This window comes from Streptomyces diastatochromogenes (assembly GCF_002242805.1).
Taxonomy (GTDB): Bacteria; Actinomycetota; Actinomycetes; order Streptomycetales; family Streptomycetaceae; genus Streptomyces; species Streptomyces diastatochromogenes.
In genome coordinates this window covers 46673-67012 of sequence record NZ_MCGQ01000012.1, presented here as the reverse complement: position 1 = coordinate 67012, position 20340 = coordinate 46673, and the positions used below count along the sequence as shown (strand labels likewise).

The following is a 20340-nucleotide window of genomic DNA, read 5'->3' as shown; positions in this document are numbered from 1 at the left end:
CCGGACAGGAGGGTCACGCCGCCAGCGTCCCCGGCATCACCGCTCGTGGCCCGAACTTCGCCCGGGCGCGGTCCGCGACCTCCTCGATGCGGCGGACCTTCTCGTCCACGGGGTCGAAGGTGAGCTGGTAGGAGGCCCGGTCGGCGGGGGCCAGGCCCTCGGCGCGCAGGGTGAGCGCGCGGACCCGGGCGCGCTGGAGGCCGAGCGCCTCGTACATGCCGTAGGCCGTCTTCGTGAGGGACGCCGAGTGCGCGGTCGGTTCCTTGAGGGTGCGGCTGCGGGTGGTCGAGACGGGGGTCCCCCCGCCGCCTGTTCGAGAGCGGGGAAGGTCGGCGTAGCGCACGGTGAGGGTCAGGGTGCGGCAGACCTTCTCCACCGCGCGCAGCCGGGCCCCGAGTTCCTCGGCGGCGGACAGGAGCGCCCCGCGGTGCCGGTCGGGGTCCAACTCGTCGAGGTCGAAGGGTCGTTCGACGGCGATGGACCGGGAGACCGCGTTCGGGACGACCCGGCCGCGGTCGACACCGCTCGCCTTCTCACGCAGCTCGCGCCCCGCTTTCGCGCCGATCAGCCGCTGGAGTGTGGACAGGGGCGCGGCGGCGACCAGGCCCAGGGTGTCCAGGCCGTACTCGCACAGGGTGCGGGCGGTCGCCGTGCCGACGCCGGGCAGCGCGGACACGGGCCGCTCGGCGAGGAACTCCGCGATGGCGTCCTGCTCTTCGGGCACGGCACAGGTCACCCCGGGACGGGCGTCGCGCAGCGCCACGCGGGCCAGCATCGGCCCCGGCCCGGCGCCGATCACACAGTCGACGCCGTACAGCGCGAGGGCCCGGACCCGGATCACCGAGGCCAGTTCCACAGCACTGCGCCCGAAGTACCGTTCGGCACCCCGGAGATCGGCCAGCGCCCCGTCCGGGGGCAACGCCTCCACGACCGGGGTGAACTCCTCCAGCAGCCCGAGCAGCCCGGGCAGGGCCGCCTCGTACATCGGCGGCAGCTGGAAACGTACGCACAGAATGGTCATCCCGCACTCCCCGGACTCTGGTGCCACAACTTCCGTACCATTGAGGGCCCTTGTGAGGCCTCCTGACCCGCGGGCCGCAGATCGGCCCACGGATGCATCTCGTAGCCGGTCGGCAGATGGATCCGGCGGCCACCCGTCGGATCCTCCCCGTCCGCCCCCTCCCGGACGGGCTCCGCCAGCCGGGCGGCCACCTCGTCGAGACCGCCCTCGGCGCGCAGTTCGACCAGTTCGGCGAGGTTCCAGGCGGCGGAGCCCACCACACTGAGGCTGCGCGGACCGCGCCGCTGCACCACCCCGCGCACCAGCAGCAGCCAGGAGTGGAAGACGGTGTGCGCGCAGGCGTCGTGCGAGTCGTCGAAGAAGGCGAGGTCGACCAGGCCCGTGCCGTCGTCCAGCGTGCTGAAGATGACCCGCTTGCCGGACCGGATCGGCGGGGTCTGGGTGGCCGCCTTGGCGCCCGCGACCAGCACCGTCTCCCCGTGCCGGGCCTCACGCAGCCGGCGCGCCGACACCACGCCCAGCTCCTTGAGGAACTCCCGGTGGTCGTCCATCAGATTGCGCGAGGCGTCCATGGACAGCACGCCCAGCTCGGCACTGAGCCGCTCCGCCGAGGTCAGGTCGGGCAGCCCGGCCGAGGCGGTCTTCCGGCCACCGGCGAGCGGAAGCTGACCGCCGCCCGCGCCCCGGGCACCCCGGTGCAGCTCGGTCAGATGCAGCTGCAGATCCCGGCGGTTGGCGCCGAAGGCGTCCAGCGCACCCACCTGTGCGAGCCGTTGGGCGAGGGGACGGCTCGGCCGCGCCCGCTCCCAGAAGTCGAGCAGCGAGGCATACGGCTGCCCGTCCGCGATCCGCTTCGCCTCGGCCTCACTGATGCCGTACACATCGGAGAGGGCGAGTCGCAGCCCCCACACCCCGGATTCAGACACCAGTTCGATCCTGTGTGCCACCCCCGACACGTTCACGTCCAACGGCAGGATCGGCACCCCGCGCCGCCGCGCATCAGCCAGCAGCAGCCGCTTCGGATACATCCCGGGATCATGCGTGAGCAGCCCGGCGTAGAAGGCGGCCGGGTGATGGGCCTTCAGCCACGCCGACTGGTACGTCGGTACGGCGAAAGCGACCGCATGCGCCTTGCAGAAGCCGTACGACCCGAACGCCTCGACGATCTCCCAGGTCCGCTGAATCGTTTCCGCGTCATAGCCGTTGGCCGCCGCATGCTGCGCGAACCAGACCCGGATCCGCCCCTGCGACTCCGGATCGGACAGCCCGCGCCGCACCGCGTCCGCCTCGGCCCGGCCGCAGCCGGTCATGATGTCGACGATGTGGATGATCTGCTCGTGGAAGACGACGACCCCGTACGTCTCCTTCAGCGGCCCCTCCAGATCCGGATGCGGATAGCGGATCGGCGCCCGCCCGTGCCGCGCCTCGATGAACGGCCGCACCATGTCGGCGGCGACCGGCCCCGGCCGGAACAGCGAGATGTCGACGACCAGGTCATGAAAGGTGGCCGGCTGGAGCCGCCCCACCAGATCCCGCTGCCCGGGCGACTCGATCTGGAAGCAGCCCAGAGTCTCGGCGGACCGGATGAGCCGATACGTCGCCGGGTCACCCTCCTCCACGGCATCGAGGTCGATCCGCTCCCCCGTAGCCCGCTCCACCTCGGCGACCGCGTGCGCCATCGCCGACTGCATCCGCACGCCCAGTACGTCCAGCTTGAGCAGCCCGAGGTCCTCCACGTCCTCCTTGTCGAACTGCGACATGGGGAAGCCCTCGCCGCTGGTCGGCATGACCGGCGTACGGGCGAGCAGGGAGGCATCGGACAGGAGCACCCCGCACGGATGCATGGCGACCCCGCGCGGCAGGGCGTCGAGGGCCTCGACCAGCTCCCACAGCTTGCCGTACCGCGCACCTTCCCGCTGAAGCTCCCTCGCCAGCTGCTTCAGCTCGGGCAGCTCCTCCAGCGCCGCGCGGGCGTCCCGTGCCCGGATGTGCGGGAAGGACTTGGCGATGCGGTCGATGTCGGCGGGGTCCATGGACAGGGCGGCCCCGACATCGCGGATCGCGTGCCGGACCCGATAGGTCTCGGGCATGGCGACGGTCGCGACCCGCTCGGTGCCGAACCGGCCGATGATCGCGCGGTAGACCTCCAGCCTGCGCGCGGACTCCACGTCGATGTCGATGTCGGGCAGGACGAGGCGCCGCTTGGACAGGAAGCGCTCCATCAGCAGCCCGTGCTCGACCGGGTCGGCGTGCGCGATCCCGAGCAGGTGGTTGACGAGGGAGCCGGCACCGGACCCACGGGCGGCCACCCGGATACCCATCCCCCTGACGTCATCCACCACTTGAGCGACCGTCAAGAAATAAGAAGCGAAGCCGTGGTGGGCGATGATGTCCAGCTCATCATGCATCCGCGCCCAGTAGCCCCGGCGGTCGGCGTAGCCGCGCAGCACCATGCCGGCGGCCGCCCGCGAGGCGAGCGCCCGCTGGGCGGTACGACGCCCGGCACCGACGAGATGCGCCTCGGGGAAATGAACGCTCCCCATACCGAGGTCGTCCTCGGGATCGACCAGACACTCGGCGGCCGTGGCCCGGGTCTGCTCCAGCAGCCGATGGGCGGTGTCGCGCCGATAGCCGGCGGCCTCCACCACCCGCTCGGCGACCCGCAGCATGGCCTGCGCGTCCTTCAGCCAGGCCTCACCGGAGTCCAGCTCCTTGCGGGGATCGATCGGAACCAGACGGCGGGCGGCATCCAGCACATCGGCGACCTGCCCCTGACCGGGATCGGCGTACCGGACCGCGTTGCTGAGCACAGGCCGAACCCGCTGCTCGGCGGCAAAGCCGACCGTACGGGCAGCCAGCCGCAGAGACCCGGGCCCCGTACCGTCACGACCGTGCCAGACGGCCTCCAGCCGCAGCGCGTCACCGTAGACCTCACGCCAGGGAACGAGCAGCTTCGCGGCCCGATCGGGCCGCCCCGCAGCAAGGGCACGCCCCACATCGGACCCGGGACCGAGCAACACGGTCAGACCGTCCCCATGATTACCGGCCCAGGGCAGCAAAGGCGCATCCTCACCCCCGTGCGCCGCCGTGACGATCCCGCACAGATCGGCCCAGCCACGGGCGCCGTCCCGGGCAAGGAAGGTCACCCGGGCCGCCGACTCATCGATGAAGGCACCACCACGCACCGGAGCCCGCCGCCGCTCACGTCGCGCGACCACCGGCTCACCCACCGCCAGGTTCACACCGAACAGCGGACGGACACCCGCCTTGGCACACGCCTTGGCAAAGCGAACCGCACCGGCGAGGGTGTCGCGGTCAGTCAGGGCGAGGGCATCCATACCCCGCTCGGAGGCACGCTCGGCCAGCCGCTCCGGATGCGAGGCCCCGTACCGCAAGGAGAACCCGGAGACGGTGTGCAGATGCGCGAAGCCCGGCACACGCACCTCCCGCACTCATGAGCCCCGAACAGCACTCGAACATCAGTTCCCACCCCCACCATACCCCCATTCCCGAACAAGTGTGCGACATCCGTGAGAGCGCCTCTCACCTGCGCGGATGCCACCGGCGACCCGCACTCGCGCACGGCGGGAAGGGGGGCGCGACGCAAGCCACGACGCACCGCAACGGGCCGCCGCAGGCATCCCACCCGACAAGCCGCAGGAAACCGCGAAGCCCCGCCCCTCACACCCGGGGCGGGACTCCGACGAAACCGAAAGCCGGGCGTCAGCCGATCTGCGCCCCCGTAGCCGACAGCGCCTCGGTGACAGGCTGGAAGAACGTCTCCCCACCGGAGGTGCAGTCACCACTGCCACCCGAGGTCAGCCCGATCGCGCTGCTGCCCGAGAAGAGCGAGCCACCACTGTCCCCGGGCTCGGCGCACACATCGGTCTGGATCAGACCGCTGACCGTGCCCTCGGAGTAGTTGACGGTGGCGTTGAGCCCGGTGACCGTCCCGTCGTGCACCTGGGTGGTCGAGCCACTCCGGGTGACCTTCATGCCGACGGTGGCCTCGGCCGCGCCGGTGATCTGCTGGGCGGACCCGTCGTAGAGGTCGACCTCGCTCGGGTGATCCACGGTCGAGGTGTACTTGACCAGCCCGAAGTCATTGCCCGGGAAGCTGGACTGCGCGTTCTTGCCGATGACGTTGCCGGAGGAGTCCGACCAGCTGGAGATGGCCTCGGTGCAGTGCCCCGCGGTCAGGAAGTACGGCTGCCCGTCCTTGACCACGTTGAAGCCGAGCGAGCAACGCCCACCCGATCCCGTGATGGCGTCACCGCCGGCGATGAAGGGCTTGAACTCCCCCTTCGACCGCTTCAGTTCAGCCTTGGCCCCAAGCCCGTCGACGACCTTGCCGAGCTTCGCCCACGCACCCCCGGACACCGTCCTGTCCGCCGTGACGACGACCTTGTTGGTGACCGGGTCGGTGGCCCACGAGGTACCGGGGATGGTCGCGTCCTTCTTCAGGGTCGCCCGCGCACCATCGAGTTCGGCCAGCGAGTGGGCGACGAGTCTGGCCTTGCCGCCGGCCGCCTCCACGGCCTTGGCGGCGGTGGCATCGAGCACGTTGACGACGAGGCTCTTGCTCCGGGCGTCGTAGTAGCTGCCGGCCGCGTCGGACCCGAGGTCCTTCACGAGCGCCGAGGCGAGCTTTCCGGCCGCCGGAACGGACAGAACCCGCGGTTCCGGAGCAGGCTTGGCAGGCTCGCTGGCGTTCGCAGTCTGGAAGGTGACACCCGCGGCGACCAGTGCGGAGATGCCCGCGCCGATCACGACGGCCCGCCGCCTGGGTATGCGTCGGTGCTTCAACTCACGTCCTCCTGTGGGGGGTCGGCCCGGAAGTTGTGGGGACTCCGCGGACCGGAAGGCTGGTTGACGGGCGCCCACTCTTCCGAACCGCACAGGGAGCACACAAGGTCGACTTCAGGACGCGCACACGGCAACCCCGTACGCCCCCGGCCCGCTTGACCGGGGACAGTCCCCCCAGGAAATTCGCACTGCAAACACTACGCGCGAGTAACCCATAGGCGGACAGTGACCGTTGCCCATGGCCGGAATGCACCCCTCCGGGACAACAGAAGGCCCCCGCACGCGAACCGCGCGCGGGGGCCCACCAAGACCGGACCCGTCAGGGAAGGGTCACACCGTAGTAGCTCAGCGCCTCGGTGACCGGCTGGAAGAACGTCGTGCCGCCGGAGGTGCAGTTGCCGCTGCCGCCGGAGGTCAGACCGTAGGCCACGCTGCCCCCGTAGAGCGGACCGCCGCTGTCGCCGCCCTCGGCGCAGACCGTGGTCTGGATCAGGCCGTAGACGATGTCACCGCTGCCGTAGTTGACGGTCGCGTTCAGCGCGGTGACCCGCCCGCTGTGGGTACCGGTGGTGGAACCACGCCGGTAGACGGTCGTGCCCACGGACGGGGTGGCCGCGCTGCTGATGGTCTGGTTGCCCACCGCGCTCGGGTGCGCGATGGAGGAGTTGGTGTAGCGCACCAGCGCGAAGTCGTTGCCCGGGAAGCTGTAGCCGACGTTCGTGCCCAGCACGGTCGTGTGACCGGAGTTGCTGTACCAGGTCGAGGCGACCTCGCCGCAGTGACCGGCGGTCAGGAAGTAGTACGTGCTGCCGCTGCGCACGTTGAAGCCGAGCGAGCAGCGGTAGGAGCCGCCGTAGATGGCGTCGCCGCCGCTGATCAGCTTCTTGAACTTGCCGGAGGTGTGCTTGATGGCCAGCGCGCCCGCGTTGCCGCCGGCCTGCTGCTTGATCTTGGCGATCTCGGCCTTGGAGACCGTGCTGTCGACGGTGACGACGACACGGTTGGTCTTGCTGTCCACCGCCCAGGCCGTACCGCCGATGTCGGCCTTGAGGACGGAGTCGCTCGCCTTGGTGAGCTGGGTGGCGCTGAACGTGTGGGCGTCGCTGGCGTTCGCGGTGGGGGCGGCGAACGCGGCCGCGGCCAGGAAGCCGGTGGCCACGGCGATCAGCCGGGTCCGTCTTGCGATACCGCTGCGGGGAGTGGTGCGCTTGATCCTCACGTTTCGTTCCCTCCCAGGGGAAGTCGGGGGCCCGCGTGGGGTCGGGGCCCGTGAGGCGCAGCCAGGGGCCGGTCCTGGGTTCCGAACACGCATGCCCCTGACAAGCGCTGAGGGGGAGTATTCGGCCGAACGGCCGGTAGGCACAAGAGTGCCTTTCGGCCGTCAACCTTTGAACCACCCGGGCGCAGCGGCCCCCTGACGTCAGCTCAGGACGCGCTCCCCCGCCTCGATCGCCACGTCCAGCCGGTTGCCCGGCGGCGGGAAGGGGCAGATGAAGTGGTCGGCGAAGGCGCACGGCGGGAGCTGGGCGCGGTTGAAGTCGACCGTGGTACGACCCTCGGCATCCGGTGCCTGCGGGAAGAGGAACCGGAAGCGGAAGCTGCTGTCGCCGCTGGTGGCGTCGGCGAACACCGCCCACAGCGGGCCGTCGCCCTGCCGCGCGACCTGGAGCGTGAGATCGTTTCCGGCCAGAGTGAAGGCGAGTTCCCCGGCGAGGGCGAGCCCGCGCTCCCTTCCGTCCGCGTTGCCGACCCGCACCGTGCGCGTGTCGTCGTACGGCGTGAAGCGCCCCGGCACCGACCAGCGCGGGTCGTACGCCGTGGCCTCGATGCCCCGGAAGGCGCGGCGGGCCTCGGCGGCGGGGTCGTAGACCCGCACGCCCCACACATCCTCGCGGACCAGCACGACCAGCCGCTTCTCGCCCAGCGCGACCCGCGACTCGGCCTCCGGCCCGAGGTCGGCGGCGAGGTGGACCTCCCCCGAGAACGGCCGGCCGTCCAGGGTCAGCCCGTCGCCCTCGGCAGCGCTGAGCACCACCCCGTCACCATCCGTCCCCCACGTCCCGGGAATGTCCGGAAGTCGCCCCTCCGGATGGTCCTCGATCCAGTGGGTGGCGGTCAGCGCGAGCGGTCCGTAGGGCTCCGAGACCCTCTCCACGCGCTGCTCGTGCCACTGCTTCCAGGCGTCGGGTGCGTCGCTGGTCATAGGATCCGTTCCTTTCATACGCGTCATACGCGCTCATCCCTCCCACGGCGGGTCGGGCAGCCCGAGGTGTGAGCGCAGGGTTGCGCCCTGGTATTCCGTGCGGAACGCGCCGCGCTCCTGGAGCAGCGGCACCACCCGGTCCACGAACTCGTCGAGGCCGCCGGGTGTGTGGTGCGGGACGAGGACGAAGCCGTCGGCGGCGTCCTCGCGTACGTACGCCTCCAGTTCGGCGGCGACGGTCTCGGGGGTGCCGACGACCGCCGGGCGGCCGCTCGCCTCGAGCGTGAGCCGACGGGTCCGGTGCTCGGCGGTCCCCGGCCCCGGCACCGGGTCGGTCTCCGGGAGCGGGCCGTCGGGGTCGTGACCGGAGAGGTCAACGCCCCAGGCCTGCCCCAGAAGTTGCGGCGCGCGCTGCGGGGTGATCCGCTGCCGTCGGATCTCCACGGCCCGCTCCTGGGCCTCGGCGGCGGTGTCCCCGAGGACGACGGTGACACCGGCCAGGACCTTCAGATCCTCCGGTGCCCGGCCGTACGCGGCGAGCCTGCGGGTGACGTCGGCGCGGACGGACCGGCCCGCCGCCGGCGGGCGGTGCCGGGTGAGGAGTACGTCGGCCGTGGCCGCGGCGGACTCCCGGTCCTGGTCCGAGTCCCCGGCCCGGATCACCACGGGATGGCCCTGCGGCGAGCGGGGCAGACCGAACTCGCCCGCGATGTCGAAGTGCCGGCCCTGGTGTGCGAACGGCCGGGACACCCCGTCGGCCGACCAGGAGGTCCACAGCCGCCGTGCGACGGCGACGAACTCGGCGGCGCGCCCGTACCGGTCGGCGGAGCCGTCGTGACGGAGGTCGGCGCCGGTGAAGGTGTCCGCGGAGGTCGCCACGTGCCAGGCGGCCCGGCCCCCGCTGAGATGGTCCAGGGTCGCGAGTCTGCGGGCGAGTTCGTACGGCTCGGTGAGGGCCGTGGGCACGGTGGCGGCGAGCCCCAGCCGCTCGGTGACCCCGGCGAGCGCGTTCAGCACGGTGAGCGGCTCCGGCCGGCCCGTCGCGTCGAGATCGTCGATCCGCCGCGGCCCCTCGGACAGGAGCACGAAGTCGAACAGCCCGCGCTCGGCGGTACGCGCCGGCTGCTCGAAGGAGGCGAGGGCGATCGGCGAGCCGGACGGCTGATCCGGCCGGGCGGCGGTGTCGCCGTCCCCTGGGAGGCAGACCGCCAGGCGCACCTGCCGTCGTACGGTCATGACGTTCCCCCGGTCACGGCGTACTGGTGGGCGGGGCGGGCCAGGCCCAGGTGCTCGCGCAGGGTGCTGCCCGGGTAGAAGGTGCGGAACAGGCCGCGGTGCTGGAGCAGCGCCACCGTGCCGTTGACCAGCCGCTCCAGGTCACGGCGCGGCTCGACGGGGACGAGGTGGAAGCCGTCGGTGACGTCCGCCGCGTGCCAGGCGGCGATCAGCTCCGCGAGGTCGACCGGGCCGCCCCGGTACAGCGGGCCCTGCGCGGTGGGCCGGGGACCGCCGCCGCCGTGCCCGGGCTCGGCCGCGTGCTCGCCGTCGCCTAGGTCGACGAGCAGGCTCACCAGGACCCGCAGGGCACGCGGGTCCCTGCCGGACTCCGCCGCCCGGTCCCGCAGTTGCCCGCGTACGGCGGCGGCCTGCGCGGGATCGGCGACCCGGACCAGGGCCACGTCGGCATACCGGGCCGCCGTGGGCCGGGCCTGCCCGTCGGTGGCGTCGACCACGCGGACGGGGTGGCCCTGCGGGGGCCGGGGCAGCTTGGTGCCGTCCTCCCAGCTGTCCCACAACCGCGCCGCCACCTCGGCGGCTTCGTCCGCCTCCTGCCACAGCGCGGCGGCGGGGGCGGCGTGCCTGCGGCCGAAGAGTCGGGCCTCGCCCTCGGTGGTGGACACGTCGATCCGCCAGCCGGCCCGGCCGCGGCTGGCCCAGTCGAGGGTGGCGACGGCGGCCTGGACGCGCAGGGGCTCGGTGTGTGTGGTGGTGACGGTCGGGACCAGCCCGATCCGCCGGGTGGCGGGCGCCACGCGCGACAGCACGGCGAGCGCGTCGGGCCCGGGGCGCGCGAAGGAGTCGTCCAGCGTCACGAAGTCGAGCCCGCCGCTCTCGGCGAGCTGCGCCAGCTCGACGTAGGAGACGGCGTCGAAGGAGCCCGGCCGGTCGATGGCGGCGGCGAGGTGCAACAGCCCACGCCCGTACCGCGCGCTCACGTCAGCACCCCCTGTTCGCAGGGCACCGACGCATCACAGGCAGAGGTCATCGCTCACAGCACCTTCGCCAGGAACGCCCGCGTCCGCTCCTCCCGCGGAGCGCCCAGTACCTCGCCCGGCGGCCCGGCCTCGACGATCCTTCCGTCGGCCATGAACACCACCGTGTCGGCGACCTCGCGGGCGAAGGCGATCTCGTGCGTGACGACGATCATCGTCGTGCCCTGGCTCGCCAGGTCCCGGATGACGTCCAGGACTTCGCCGACCAGCTCGGGATCCAGCGCCGAGGTCGGCTCGTCGAACAGCAGCAGCTTCGGCTCCAGCGCGAGCGCCCGCGCGATGGCGACCCGCTGCTGCTGACCGCCGGACAGCTGCCGCGGGTAGGCGTCGGCCTTGTCGGCGAGCCCGACCCGCTCCAGCAGCCGGCGCGCGCTCTCCACCGCCTCCTTCCGGGGCCGCTTCAACGCCGAGACCGGTGCCTCGATGACGTTCTCCAGCACGGTCAGGTGCGGGAACAGATTGAAGTTCTGGAAGACGAAGCCGATCCGTGTGCGTTGCCTGAGCACCTCGCGCTCGGGCAGCTCGTACAGCCTGTCGCCGGAGCGCCGGTAGCCGATCAGCGCGCCGTCCACACTGATCGCACCGTGGTCCACCTTCTCCAGGTGGTTGATGGCGCGCAGCAGTGTCGACTTGCCGGAGCCGGAGGGGCCGAGGACGACGGTGACCTCACCGGTGCGCACCTCCAGATCGATGCCCTTGAGGACCTCGAGCGAGCCGAAGCTCTTGTGGACGGACCTGATGTCGACCATGACGCTCATCGTGGAATTCCTTGGAGTCAGGGGGGTCATGCGGCCGCGCGGAGGGCGAGTTCGGCCAGGAACCGCAGCGCGGCCCGCGCCGTCGCGTCGTTCTGCCGGAACGCGGGCCCGCCGGTGCGCGGCCGGGTGAAGGCGCCGGGGGTGCGGCCGTCGGTGAAGGGGCCGAGGGCGAAGCGCCGGGGATGCGGCCGCCCCGCCCCGTCGAGGATCCGGCCGTCGGCGGGGTCGATGCGCAGCAGCCCGTCGGGGGTCTCGGCGGCCCCCTCGGCGTGCAGCTCCCGCAGCAGGGTGTCGCGGGCCCGTCCCACGGTCGGCTCGGGCAGCCGGGCCTCGACCAGCGCCCGCGCCTCGACGGAGAACCCCGGCACGGTGGGGCTGGCCGCCCGGAACACGCCGTCCTCGGCGGTGACGGTCATGTCGGCGCCGACGAACCGCAGGAGCCCGGCCCGGGACAGGGCGAGCAGCTGCCGCAGCCGGGGCCCGGGCGGCCCGGACGCCAGGTAGCTGAAGAAGCCGTGCCACCAGGGGCCGACGTTCCCGAGCCGCACCAGCTGCCCGTAGACGGAGAGCAGCCCGAGGAAGACGCCCAGGTCGGCGCTGTGTTCGGGATCGTGACGACGGCTCAGGTCACCCTCGACATAGCCGCGCAGGCCCTCCTGGAACTCCTCGTGCGAGGTGTACCGCACCCCGTCCAGGGGGTGGTCGAGCGCGGCGAGGTCGAGGCGGTCGGCCGGGTCGGGTACGGCGGCGGCGACGAGCGCCGCGGTCTCGGCGAGGTCGGCTGCGGCCGCGTATTTCTCCTCGAAGTCGGTCCAGGTCATCGCCGTACGCTCGGCATGGGCGGTGAACAGCCGGTGGTAGTGGGCGAAGCCCAGCTCCTTCTCCACCAGCGGCCACACATCGCTCCGGAAGTCGAAGCCTTCCGGCCTGGCCAGCAGCGCCTCGACCTCGGGCGGGCCGAAGAAGCGGGGCAGCCGCGGCCGGTCGCCGGTCCAGTCGTAGCCGATCTTCGAGTGGTACGGCACTCCGCGCCGCGAGCCGACGTACAGCACCGGCTCGCGGCCCGAGGGGACGTAGGTGTCACCCTCGTAGCGCCCGCCCCGGCCCTCGGTGAGCAGCACCATCAGGTCGACGAAGGCCAGCCCGAAGCCGCGTACCAGGACGGGTTCGCCGGCCCGCAGCGGGGACAGGTCGCTGTCGGCGGTGAAGTCGGGCGGCAGGTGGACCAGGTCGTGCTCCCGCGCGCACGCGGCCAACTCGGTCTGGTCGTCGTCGAGTTCGGAGTCGAGGTGGCCGAGGGCGAGGACGACCAGGTCGGCGAGCAGGGGGCGCGGGCGGCCCTCCAGCCACACCTGCTGGCGCCCCTCGCGCGGGCCGCTCACCCGCAGGGCACGCCGGGCGTGGTGGTGGACGGTGACGTCCGGGGGCAGCTCGGCGAGGGCCCGCTCGTACACGTGGCGCAGGTAGCGGCCCTGGATCTGCCGGTCGGCGAAGGTGCGGCCGTCCAGCTCCGCCCACTCGTGCAGGGTGGGGCCCTCGCGCACCGGGCCGGCCATCTGCACCGTCTCGTCGGTGAACATGGTGACGTCCTCGGCGTGCGAGTTCATCCACAGCAGCGGCGACTGCGCGGTGCGCCAGATGCGTCCGCCGCCCGGCGGATGGGGGTCGACCAGATGGATGTCGAGTCCCGAACCGGCATACAGGCCGGGTGCGTTGGCGGCGATGCGTTCGAGGAGTCCGGTCCCCCGCGGCCCAGCTCCCACGATCACCAGCTGCGGCCTCATCGGGCGGACTCCGTCCCGCGCGCGTAGTGCTTCTCGACGTAGTACTGCCCGACGCCGAGCACCGAGGTGACGAGGGTGTACCAGAGGGTGGCGACCATCAGCAGCGGGATGACCTGGTACGTGCGGTGGTAGATCAACTGCGCCGAGAACAGCAGGTCGTTGACGGCGATGACGCTGACGATCGAGGTGCCCTTGAGGGCGCCGATCAGCATGTTTCCGGCGGGCGGCACGATGGAGCGCATGGCCTGCGGCAGCACGATCCGCCGCCAGCGCCGCCAGCGGCTCAGGCCGAGCGCCTGGGCGGCCTCGATCTGCCCGCGGTCGACGGAGAGGATGCCGCCCCGGACGACCTCGGCGGCGTAGGCGGCCTCGTGCAGGGTGAGACCGACGACGGCGACGGCGACCGGGCTGAGCAGGTTGACGGTCTTCACCCCGAGGATCTGCGGGTACAGCGCCCCGATGTTGAACCACAGCAGCAGCTGCACCAGGATCGGGATCGACCGGAAGAGCCAGACGTACCCCCAACTGACCGCCCGCAGCACCGGGTTGGCGGAGAGCCGGAAGGCGGCGAGCAGGGCGCCGAGGGCGAAGCCGAGGACCATGACGACGGCGGTCAGCCACAGCGTGAGCCACAGGCCGCGCAGGACGGAGTCCGAGGTGAAGTAGTCGGCGACGACGTTCCACTGGAACGCCTTGTTGCGCAGGACCGAGTCGACGGCGAGGCCGAGCAGGACGAGAACGGCGACAGCGGCGATCCACTGGCCGAGCCGGCGCTGCGGGACGATCGTCAGGGCGTCCGCACGCTCGGGTATTTCCGGTGCGGCGGGGACTTTGGCGAGGGTTTCGGATGACATGGGAAGGCTCCGTGACGATGGGGGTCCCTCCCGCTCGAGCGAAGTCGAGAGTGGGGGACGAACACGGTGGGTGCCTTCACACGGCCGAGCCCCTCAGCAGGGCCGTTCATCGAGAGTACGTGGGCGTTTCGGTGCACTGTCAAGGCCGTCCACACTGTGAGCCGTACGTCTCAACTCAGTTGACGCAGAACCGGATGCCTGTTCCACTTGGCCCATGCATCCACAGCAGTGGCTGGTCACCCGCTCCCACATCGACTTCGGTCGCGTGTGGTCCTCCTCCTGTTGAGCTGACCCCCTGCGCGCCCGCCTCCGAGCGGGCCCATGCGTTCTTCCTGTTCTCTCTTTCGTCTTCGCCTTCACACGCGCACCCCCTCCCCTCGCGCTTCTTCACGCCTTCCGCTTCCAGGAGACCGCTTTCGATGCGTACGCCTGCCCATCGCCATTTCCTGCCCTTTGCCGTCATCACGTCGGCCGCTCTGCTGCTCACCGCCTGCGGCTCCGGGTCCGGTGGCTCGGGCGGGACGGACGCCGCCGACGTGGCGGCCGCCTCGGACAAGGTGCCCACCACGGACGTGATCTCCGCCGTCAAGAAGGACGACGCGGCCGCGAAGCTGCTGCCGGCGGGCGTCACGAGCCTCACCGTCGCGGTCAGCGTCGGCGGCACCCCGCCCGGCACCACCTACCTGAACGACGGCAAGACGCTGACCGGCCAGGACGTCGACTTCACCAAGGCGGTCGCCAGGGCGCTCGGTATCAAACTCAAGGTGGAGCAGGCGAGCTTCGAGGCGATCCTGCCCGCCCTGGACAGCGGCAAGTACGACTTCGGCGCGAGCAACTTCGGCGTCACCGACGAGCGCCGCAAGACCATCGACTTCGTCACCTACATCAACGACGGCCAGGGCTTCGCCGCCCGCAAGGACAGCAAGCTGTCCCGGATCACCGACCTGAAGCAACTGTGCGGCCTGAACGTCGCGACCGGCGCGGGCACGACCTTCGAGGCCACGCTGGAGGACAACAAGCACGTGTGCACCGACGCCGGCAAGAAGGCGTACCAGGTGCAGACGTACTCGGAGCAGGGCGCGATCTGGTCCTCGGTGCAGCAGGGGCGCAGCGACGTCGTGATGTCCACGATCAACGGCCTGCGTTACGCGGTCGCCCACCAGCAGGGGGTGAAATTCCTCAACGAGTACCACCGCCTCGACGTCGGCTTCGCCTTCAAGAAGGGCACCAAGCTGGCCCCGGCCTTCCAGGCGGCGGTCAACGAGCTGATCGCCGACGGCACGTACGACAAGATTCTCAACAAGTGGGGGACGACGGGTTCGGCGATCGGCAAGTCGCGGATCTCCCCGCCCGAGCTGAAGAACTGACGTTCATTCACCCGTACGCTCCGTGGCTCACCCATCCGCCTCCGACAATCATATTTCACTCTCAGTCAGCAGCCGTATGAGTCAGGACCCTTGGGACACAAGGACTCTCGACGGATCGCCTCTGCACCAGTACCGTCACAAACCCCCCGCGCGGCGTCTATCCACTTGGCGCGCCGTCCGCATCATGGATGACCATAGGGATGCGGAAGCAAGAAGGACCGCTGTGAGAGGAGGCGTCCATGGGATCGGTACGCAAGGCGAGTGCGTGGCTCGGCCTCGTCGACGACAACGATGACGAGCGCTACTACGACGACGACTACTCCGAGGGCACCGAGTCCGGAGACGCCTGGGTCACGGACCCGCGGGTGAAGGTGGCCACGGACACGGCCGAGGAGAAGGGCCGCCGGATCGGCACGGTCACCCCGGACAGCTTCCGGGACGCCCGCGCCATCGGCGAGCTGTTCCGGGACGGTGTCCCGGTGATCATGAACCTCACGGTGATGGAGCCCGCCGACGCCAAGCGCGTGGTGGACTTCGCGGCCGGACTGACCTTCGGCCTGCGGGGCACGATCGAGCGGGTCGCGAACCGGGTCTTCCTGCTGACGCCGGCGAACACGGAGATCATCAGCGGGGAGCCGGCGGCGCGGCGCGAGGACGGATTCTTCAACCAGAGCTGAGGCAGGGCCGCTCACCGGCCCTGCCCCGCTGCTCAGGTCAGCGGAAGGCGTCGAGCCCGGTGAGCGCCTTGCCCAGCACGAGCTGGTGCATCTCGACGGTGCCCTCGTAGGTGAGCACCGACTCGAGGTTGGTCGCGTGCCGCATCACGGGGTACTCGAGGGAGATCCCGTTGGCACCGAGGATCGTCCGCGCCGTACGGCAGATCTCGATGGCCTCGCGGACGTTGTTGAGCTTGCCGAAGCTGACCTGCTCGGGACGCAGGCGGCCGGCGTCCATCCGCCGCCCCAGATGGTGGGCGAGCAGGATTCCCTTGTGCAGTTCGACCGCCATGTCGGCGAGCTTGGCCTGGGTCAGCTGGAAGCCGCCGATGGGCCGCCCGAACTGCTCCCGCGTCTTCGCGTACTCCAGGGCCGCCTCGAAGCTGCTGCGCGCCGCGCCCATCGCGCCCCAGACGATGCCGTACCGGGCGTGCGAGAGACAGCTGAGCGGTCCGCGCAGACCGGTGACCTCGGGGAGGACGGCGGTGGCGGGCAGCCGTACGTCGTCCAGGACGAGTTCGCTGGTGACGGAGGCGCGCAGGGACCACTTGTGCTTGATCTCGGGCGCCGAGAAGCCGGGGCGGTCGGTCGGTACGACGAACCCGCGGATCCCGTCCTCGGTCTGCGCCCAGACGACGGCCACCCCGGCCACGGACCCGTTGGTGATCCACATCTTGCGGCCGTTGAGGATCCAGTCGTCGCCGTCGCGCTTGGCGTGGGTGCGCATGGCGGCGGGGTCCGAGCCGTGGTCGGGCTCGGTGAGCCCGAAGCAGCCGATCACCTCGCCGGAGGCCATGCGGGGCAGCCACTCCTGCTTCTGCTCCTCGCTGCCGAACCGGTGGATCGCGTACATGGCGAGCGAGCCCTGCACGGAGACCAGCGAGCGGATGCCCGAGTCGGCGGCCTCCAGCTCCAGGCAGGCGAGGCCGTACTGCACGGCCGACGCGCCCGCACAGCCGTACCCGGTGAGCGACATGCCGAGGGCGCCGATCCCGCCGAGTTCGCGCGCGAGTTCCCGGATGCCGGGCAGCTCGCCCTTCTCGTACCAGTCGGCGACGTAGGGCAGCACGCGGTCGGCCGCCCAGCTGCGGACCGTGTCCCGTACGGCCAGGTCCTCCGGCTCCAGGAGGTCGTCGATCCCGAGCGGGTCGGCGGCGTCGAACGGGGGCAACTTCGCGGACATGGAACACCCTCCGGCACACTGAGGCACGGTGAAAACTAGCAACGCTAGTTACGACTGTGCAGCCGACGTTACGGTGCGCTGTCCCGCACGTCCAGAGCCGCCACGGCGACCCTCGGCTTCTCGGCCTCCCTCGGGGCCGGCAGCTCCACCTCGGCGGGCTCCTCCCCGCACTGCATGATCCGGGGCAGCCGCAGCGCCATCACCGCGCCCAGCAGCAGCAGGCCCGCGCTCACCAGCAGGGTCACATGCAGCCCGTGCACGAAGGAGTCCCGCGCCGCCCGGCGCAGGGCTGCCCCCACCGGCCCGCCGAGCCGCCCGGCGACCTCGTAGGCCTCGCCCAGCGAGTGGCCCGCCGCGTCCGACGCGTGCGGGGGGACGCCCGGCACCGACGCGAGACCGGGCGCGTAGGCCGCGTTCATCACGCTGCCGAGCAGCGCGATCCCGATCCCGGCCCCGAGCTGGTACGACGTCTCGCCGATCGCCGCGGCTCCGCCGGCCTGCTCGGCCGGCGCCTCGCTCAGCATCGACTCGTACGCCCCGAAGAGGGTCATCTCCAGGCCGAACCCGAGCAGGACGAAGCCGAACAGCAGCAGGCCCGCGTTGTCGTTCGCGCCCATCGCCGTCAGCGTCAGCACCGCCGCGGCGGTCAGGCAGAAGCCGAAGCACACCATCCGGCGCGGTCCGAAACGGCGCAGCATCCGCGCGCCCGCGAGGCCCGCCGCCATCGCCGCGACGGTCAGGGGCAGCAGCCTGAGGCCCGTCTCCAGCGGCGACAGGCCGAGCACCAGCTGCAGATACTGCGCCGCGATCAGCTCCAGGCCCACCAGCGCGAGCATCGCCAGCACGATGCAGCCCACCGACGTGCTGAACGCCGGGCGTCGGAACATCCGCAGGTCCACCAGCGGGTGCGGGCGCCGCGCCTGCCGCCGTACGAAGAGGAAGAGCAGCGCGGCACCGGCCAGCAGCGGCACCAGGGTGAACGGGCTCGCGGGCGGCTCACCGCCGCCGAGCCGCTTCACGCCGAGCACGACCCCGAACAGGCCGACCGCCGCCATCAGCGCGCCGACCACGTCCCACGGGCCGCCCCGGTCACCGCGCGACTCGGGCAGCAGCATCCGCCCGACCGGCAGGCTGACCAGCATCAGCGGGATGTTGACGAGGAAGACCGCGCCCCACCAGAAGTGCTCCAGCAGGAAGCCGCCGAGCAGCGGACCGACCGCCGCGCCGACGGCCGCGACCGCGCTCCAGACACCGATGGCCAGCGCGCGCTCGCGCCGGTCCGGGAAGACCTGGCGGAGGATCGACAGCGTCGCGGGCATGATCATCGCGCCGCCGACCCCGAGCAGCGCCCGGGCGAGGATCAGCGTCTGGGCGGTCGGTGCGAAGGCGGCCACGGCGGAGGCGACACCGAAGAGGGCGTAGCCGAGGAGCAGGATGCGCCGGCGGCCGACCCGGTCGCCCAGCGTGCCGAACAGGATCAACAGGGAGGCGCAGACCAGCGGGTAGATGTCGACGATCCAGAGCAGCTCTATCGCGTCGGGCCTGAGGTCCTCGGTGACGGCGGGAACCGCCACGTGCAGCACGGTCGCGTCGAGGGCGACGAGCAGCAGGCTGACGCAGAGGACGACGAGGACGACCCAGCGGTTGGCACCGGCCCCGGCCTCCCGACGGCGCGGCCGTACGGCAGCCGTGGTCGTCCCGGACATGTACTACCTCCCAGATGATCCCTCGCGAGCTGCGGATCGGCGGGGTGGGGACTCCCCGTCGTACGGCCGGAGAGGAGCGGTGTCTCCGGCCCGCGCAAACCCACGCGGGTGACTCGTCAGCGTACGCGAGTTCGTCGCGGGGGCACGTGGCGGACCTCTCACACGCAGGAGCGAACCCGTGTGGCGTACGCCACCCCGCCCGCTCTTGACCACGCCCCGGCGGGCGGCCCGGTTCCCCGTCCGGTCGATAATCGAGCCCGTGACCGATCTTGACACGTGCGTGGCACCACCCCGCACCCCCGCCCTGCGCCGGGCGGCGCCGGCCCTCCTCGGGTACGCGGCCGTCCGCGCCCTGGGCCTGGTCGTGCTGGCCGTGTGGAGCGGCGCGCGCGACAAGAGCGCGTACACGCTGCTGACCGCGCGCTGGGACTCCCTCTGGTACACCCGGGTCGCCGAGCTGGGCTACGGCTACGAGGTCCGGCTGCCGAACGGCGACGTCCACTCCAACCTGGCGTTCTTCCCGCTGCTGCCCTGGCTGGAGCGGCTGCTGCACGCGGTCACGCCGCTGTCGTACGCGGACGCCGGTTTCGTCGTCGCCCTGCTCGCCTCGCTCGCCGCGGCCTGGGGGATCTTCGCGGTCGCGGACCACGTGTACGGGCCGAGGGTGGGTGTCTGCGCGGTGCTGCTGTGGGCGGTGCTGCCGGTCGGGGTCGTGCAGTCGATGGCGTACAGCGAGTCCCTGTTCACGGCGCTGGCCGCGTGGTCGCTGTACGCGGTGCTGACCGGCCGGTGGGTGAGCGCGGGGGCGCTGGCCGCGCTGGCGGGGCTGACCCGGCCGGTGGGGCTCGCGGTGGTCGCGGCGGTGTGGGTGGCGGGCGTGGTCTCGTTCGTGCGAGATCGAAGCGCGCGAGGCGCGCACGGCGCGCGAAACGGCGAACGCGCCCCCACTCCGGCGGACACCACGCACGCCGAGCGCAGCCCTGCCACCGGCGCACCCGCCTGGCGTCGCGCCCTCGGCATGCTTCTCGCGCCCCTGGGCGCCGCCGGCTATGTCCTCTGGGTCGGCCACCGCACCGGCAAGGGTCCGCTCGGGTATCTCGATGTGCAGGCCGGGTGGCGCAACGGGTTCGACGGCGGGTACGCCTTCGCACGCTTCGTAATCGACAAGTTCACGTCATTTCCGTCGGCTCTCGCCGGCGCGGGCCTGATCATCGGTGTGGCCCTGCTGATCTGGCTCTACGTGACCGGCGTCCGCCAGGGCCAGCCCGTCCCGCTGCTGGTGTACACGGGTGTCGTCCTGGCCCTCGCCCTGTGCGCGTCGAGTTACTTCGGGTCGAAGCCGCGGCTGCTGATGCCGGCCTTCCCGGTGCTGTTCCCGCTCGCCCGCGCTCTGGCCCGGCTGCGGACGTCCAGGTCGGCGCTGGTCACAGTGGGTGTGGCGGTGGCGACGGCGGTCTACGGCGCCTTCTGGCTGAACGGCTCCGGTCCCCCATGATCAACTTCAGCGGTTCGATGAGCACGCTCTGAATTCCATCCCATGATTCGGTGAACGAATTCATAAGCGCCATAAAACCGGACCCCCCGGCATGATCAAAGGAATTGCAGGAAGCGACCCTCGCAGGATTCGGAATCCCAGGAATTCGGATGGCTCCTGAGAGGTTTCCCACAT

15 protein-coding genes are annotated in these 20340 nt (G+C 71.5%); 3 read left to right on the top strand and 12 right to left on the bottom strand.

What is annotated here, in order from left to right; translation table 11 throughout:
* Nucleotides 1-13: 13 nt before the first annotated feature.
* From BEK98_RS13295 to BEK98_RS13250, 10 genes are all read right to left on the bottom strand, one after another.
* Nucleotides 14-1021, bottom strand: coding sequence for a DNA polymerase Y family protein (locus tag BEK98_RS13295; protein ID WP_094216700.1), 1008 nt, complete (start codon nucleotides 1019-1021; stop codon nucleotides 14-16).
* Nucleotides 1018-4458, bottom strand: coding sequence for a DNA polymerase III subunit alpha (locus BEK98_RS13290; RefSeq protein WP_094216935.1), 3441 nt, complete (start codon nucleotides 4456-4458; stop codon nucleotides 1018-1020). The genes BEK98_RS13295 and BEK98_RS13290 overlap by 4 nt, the downstream gene beginning before the upstream one ends.
* Before the next feature lie 286 nt (nucleotides 4459-4744).
* Nucleotides 4745-5827 carry a S1 family peptidase gene (locus tag BEK98_RS13285; protein ID WP_094216699.1) on the bottom strand — a complete coding sequence of 361 codons (1083 nt, stop codon included), beginning with the start codon at nucleotides 5825-5827 and terminating at the stop codon, nucleotides 4745-4747.
* 319 nt (nucleotides 5828-6146) lie between these two features.
* Nucleotides 6147-7046, bottom strand: coding sequence for a S1 family peptidase (locus BEK98_RS13280; protein ID WP_094216698.1), 900 nt, complete (start codon nucleotides 7044-7046; stop codon nucleotides 6147-6149).
* Nucleotides 7047-7247: 201 nt separating this feature from the next.
* The gene (locus tag BEK98_RS13275; protein ID WP_094216697.1) at nucleotides 7248-8030 is read right to left on the bottom strand and encodes a DUF1684 domain-containing protein; all 783 of its coding nucleotides are present in this window, start codon (nucleotides 8028-8030) and stop codon (nucleotides 7248-7250) included.
* Nucleotides 8031-8063: 33 nt separating this feature from the next.
* Complete coding sequence (locus BEK98_RS13270) at nucleotides 8064-9266, bottom strand: NtaA/DmoA family FMN-dependent monooxygenase (RefSeq protein ID WP_094216696.1); 1203 nt, start codon at nucleotides 9264-9266, stop codon at nucleotides 8064-8066.
* Nucleotides 9263-10246: an LLM class flavin-dependent oxidoreductase gene (locus BEK98_RS13265; RefSeq protein WP_094216695.1), complete on the bottom strand. Its 984-nt coding sequence runs from the start codon at nucleotides 10244-10246 to the stop codon at nucleotides 9263-9265. The genes BEK98_RS13270 and BEK98_RS13265 overlap by 4 nt, the downstream gene beginning before the upstream one ends.
* Nucleotides 10247-10299: 53 nt before the next feature.
* Nucleotides 10300-11061, bottom strand: a complete 762-nt coding sequence (locus tag BEK98_RS13260) for an amino acid ABC transporter ATP-binding protein (protein ID WP_094216694.1) — start codon at nucleotides 11059-11061, stop codon at nucleotides 10300-10302.
* A 26-nt stretch (nucleotides 11062-11087) separates the two neighbouring features.
* Nucleotides 11088-12845 carry an FAD/NAD(P)-binding protein gene (locus tag BEK98_RS13255; protein ID WP_094216693.1) on the bottom strand — a complete coding sequence of 586 codons (1758 nt, stop codon included), beginning with the start codon at nucleotides 12843-12845 and terminating at the stop codon, nucleotides 11088-11090.
* Nucleotides 12842-13699, bottom strand: coding sequence for an amino acid ABC transporter permease (locus BEK98_RS13250; protein ID WP_094216692.1), 858 nt, complete (start codon nucleotides 13697-13699; stop codon nucleotides 12842-12844). The genes BEK98_RS13255 and BEK98_RS13250 overlap by 4 nt, the downstream gene beginning before the upstream one ends.
* A 419-nt stretch (nucleotides 13700-14118) precedes the next feature.
* On the opposite strand from BEK98_RS13250, the gene BEK98_RS13245 reads away from it, so the two are divergent.
* Entirely contained in the window at nucleotides 14119-15066 is a 948-nt protein-coding gene (locus BEK98_RS13245) for an ABC transporter substrate-binding protein (RefSeq protein ID WP_094216691.1), read from the top strand.
* A gap of 239 nt (nucleotides 15067-15305) precedes the next feature.
* Nucleotides 15306-15743: a cell division protein SepF gene (locus BEK98_RS13240; protein ID WP_094216690.1), complete on the top strand. Its 438-nt coding sequence runs from the start codon at nucleotides 15306-15308 to the stop codon at nucleotides 15741-15743.
* 37 nt (nucleotides 15744-15780) lie between these two features.
* Here BEK98_RS13240 and BEK98_RS13235 read toward each other — a convergent pair whose 3' ends face one another.
* Both BEK98_RS13235 and BEK98_RS13230 read right to left on the bottom strand, forming a co-directional pair.
* The gene (locus BEK98_RS13235; protein ID WP_094216689.1) at nucleotides 15781-16965 is read right to left on the bottom strand and encodes an acyl-CoA dehydrogenase family protein; all 1185 of its coding nucleotides are present in this window, start codon (nucleotides 16963-16965) and stop codon (nucleotides 15781-15783) included.
* A 68-nt stretch (nucleotides 16966-17033) separates the two neighbouring features.
* Nucleotides 17034-18671, bottom strand: a complete 1638-nt coding sequence (locus BEK98_RS13230) for an MFS transporter (RefSeq protein WP_094216688.1) — start codon at nucleotides 18669-18671, stop codon at nucleotides 17034-17036.
* Nucleotides 18672-18930: 259 nt separating this feature from the next.
* Between BEK98_RS13230 and BEK98_RS13220 the strand changes: the two genes are divergently transcribed.
* Nucleotides 18931-20166, top strand: coding sequence for a glycosyltransferase family 39 protein (locus BEK98_RS13220; protein ID WP_094216686.1), 1236 nt, complete (start codon nucleotides 18931-18933; stop codon nucleotides 20164-20166).
* Nucleotides 20167-20340 lie beyond the last annotated feature (174 nt).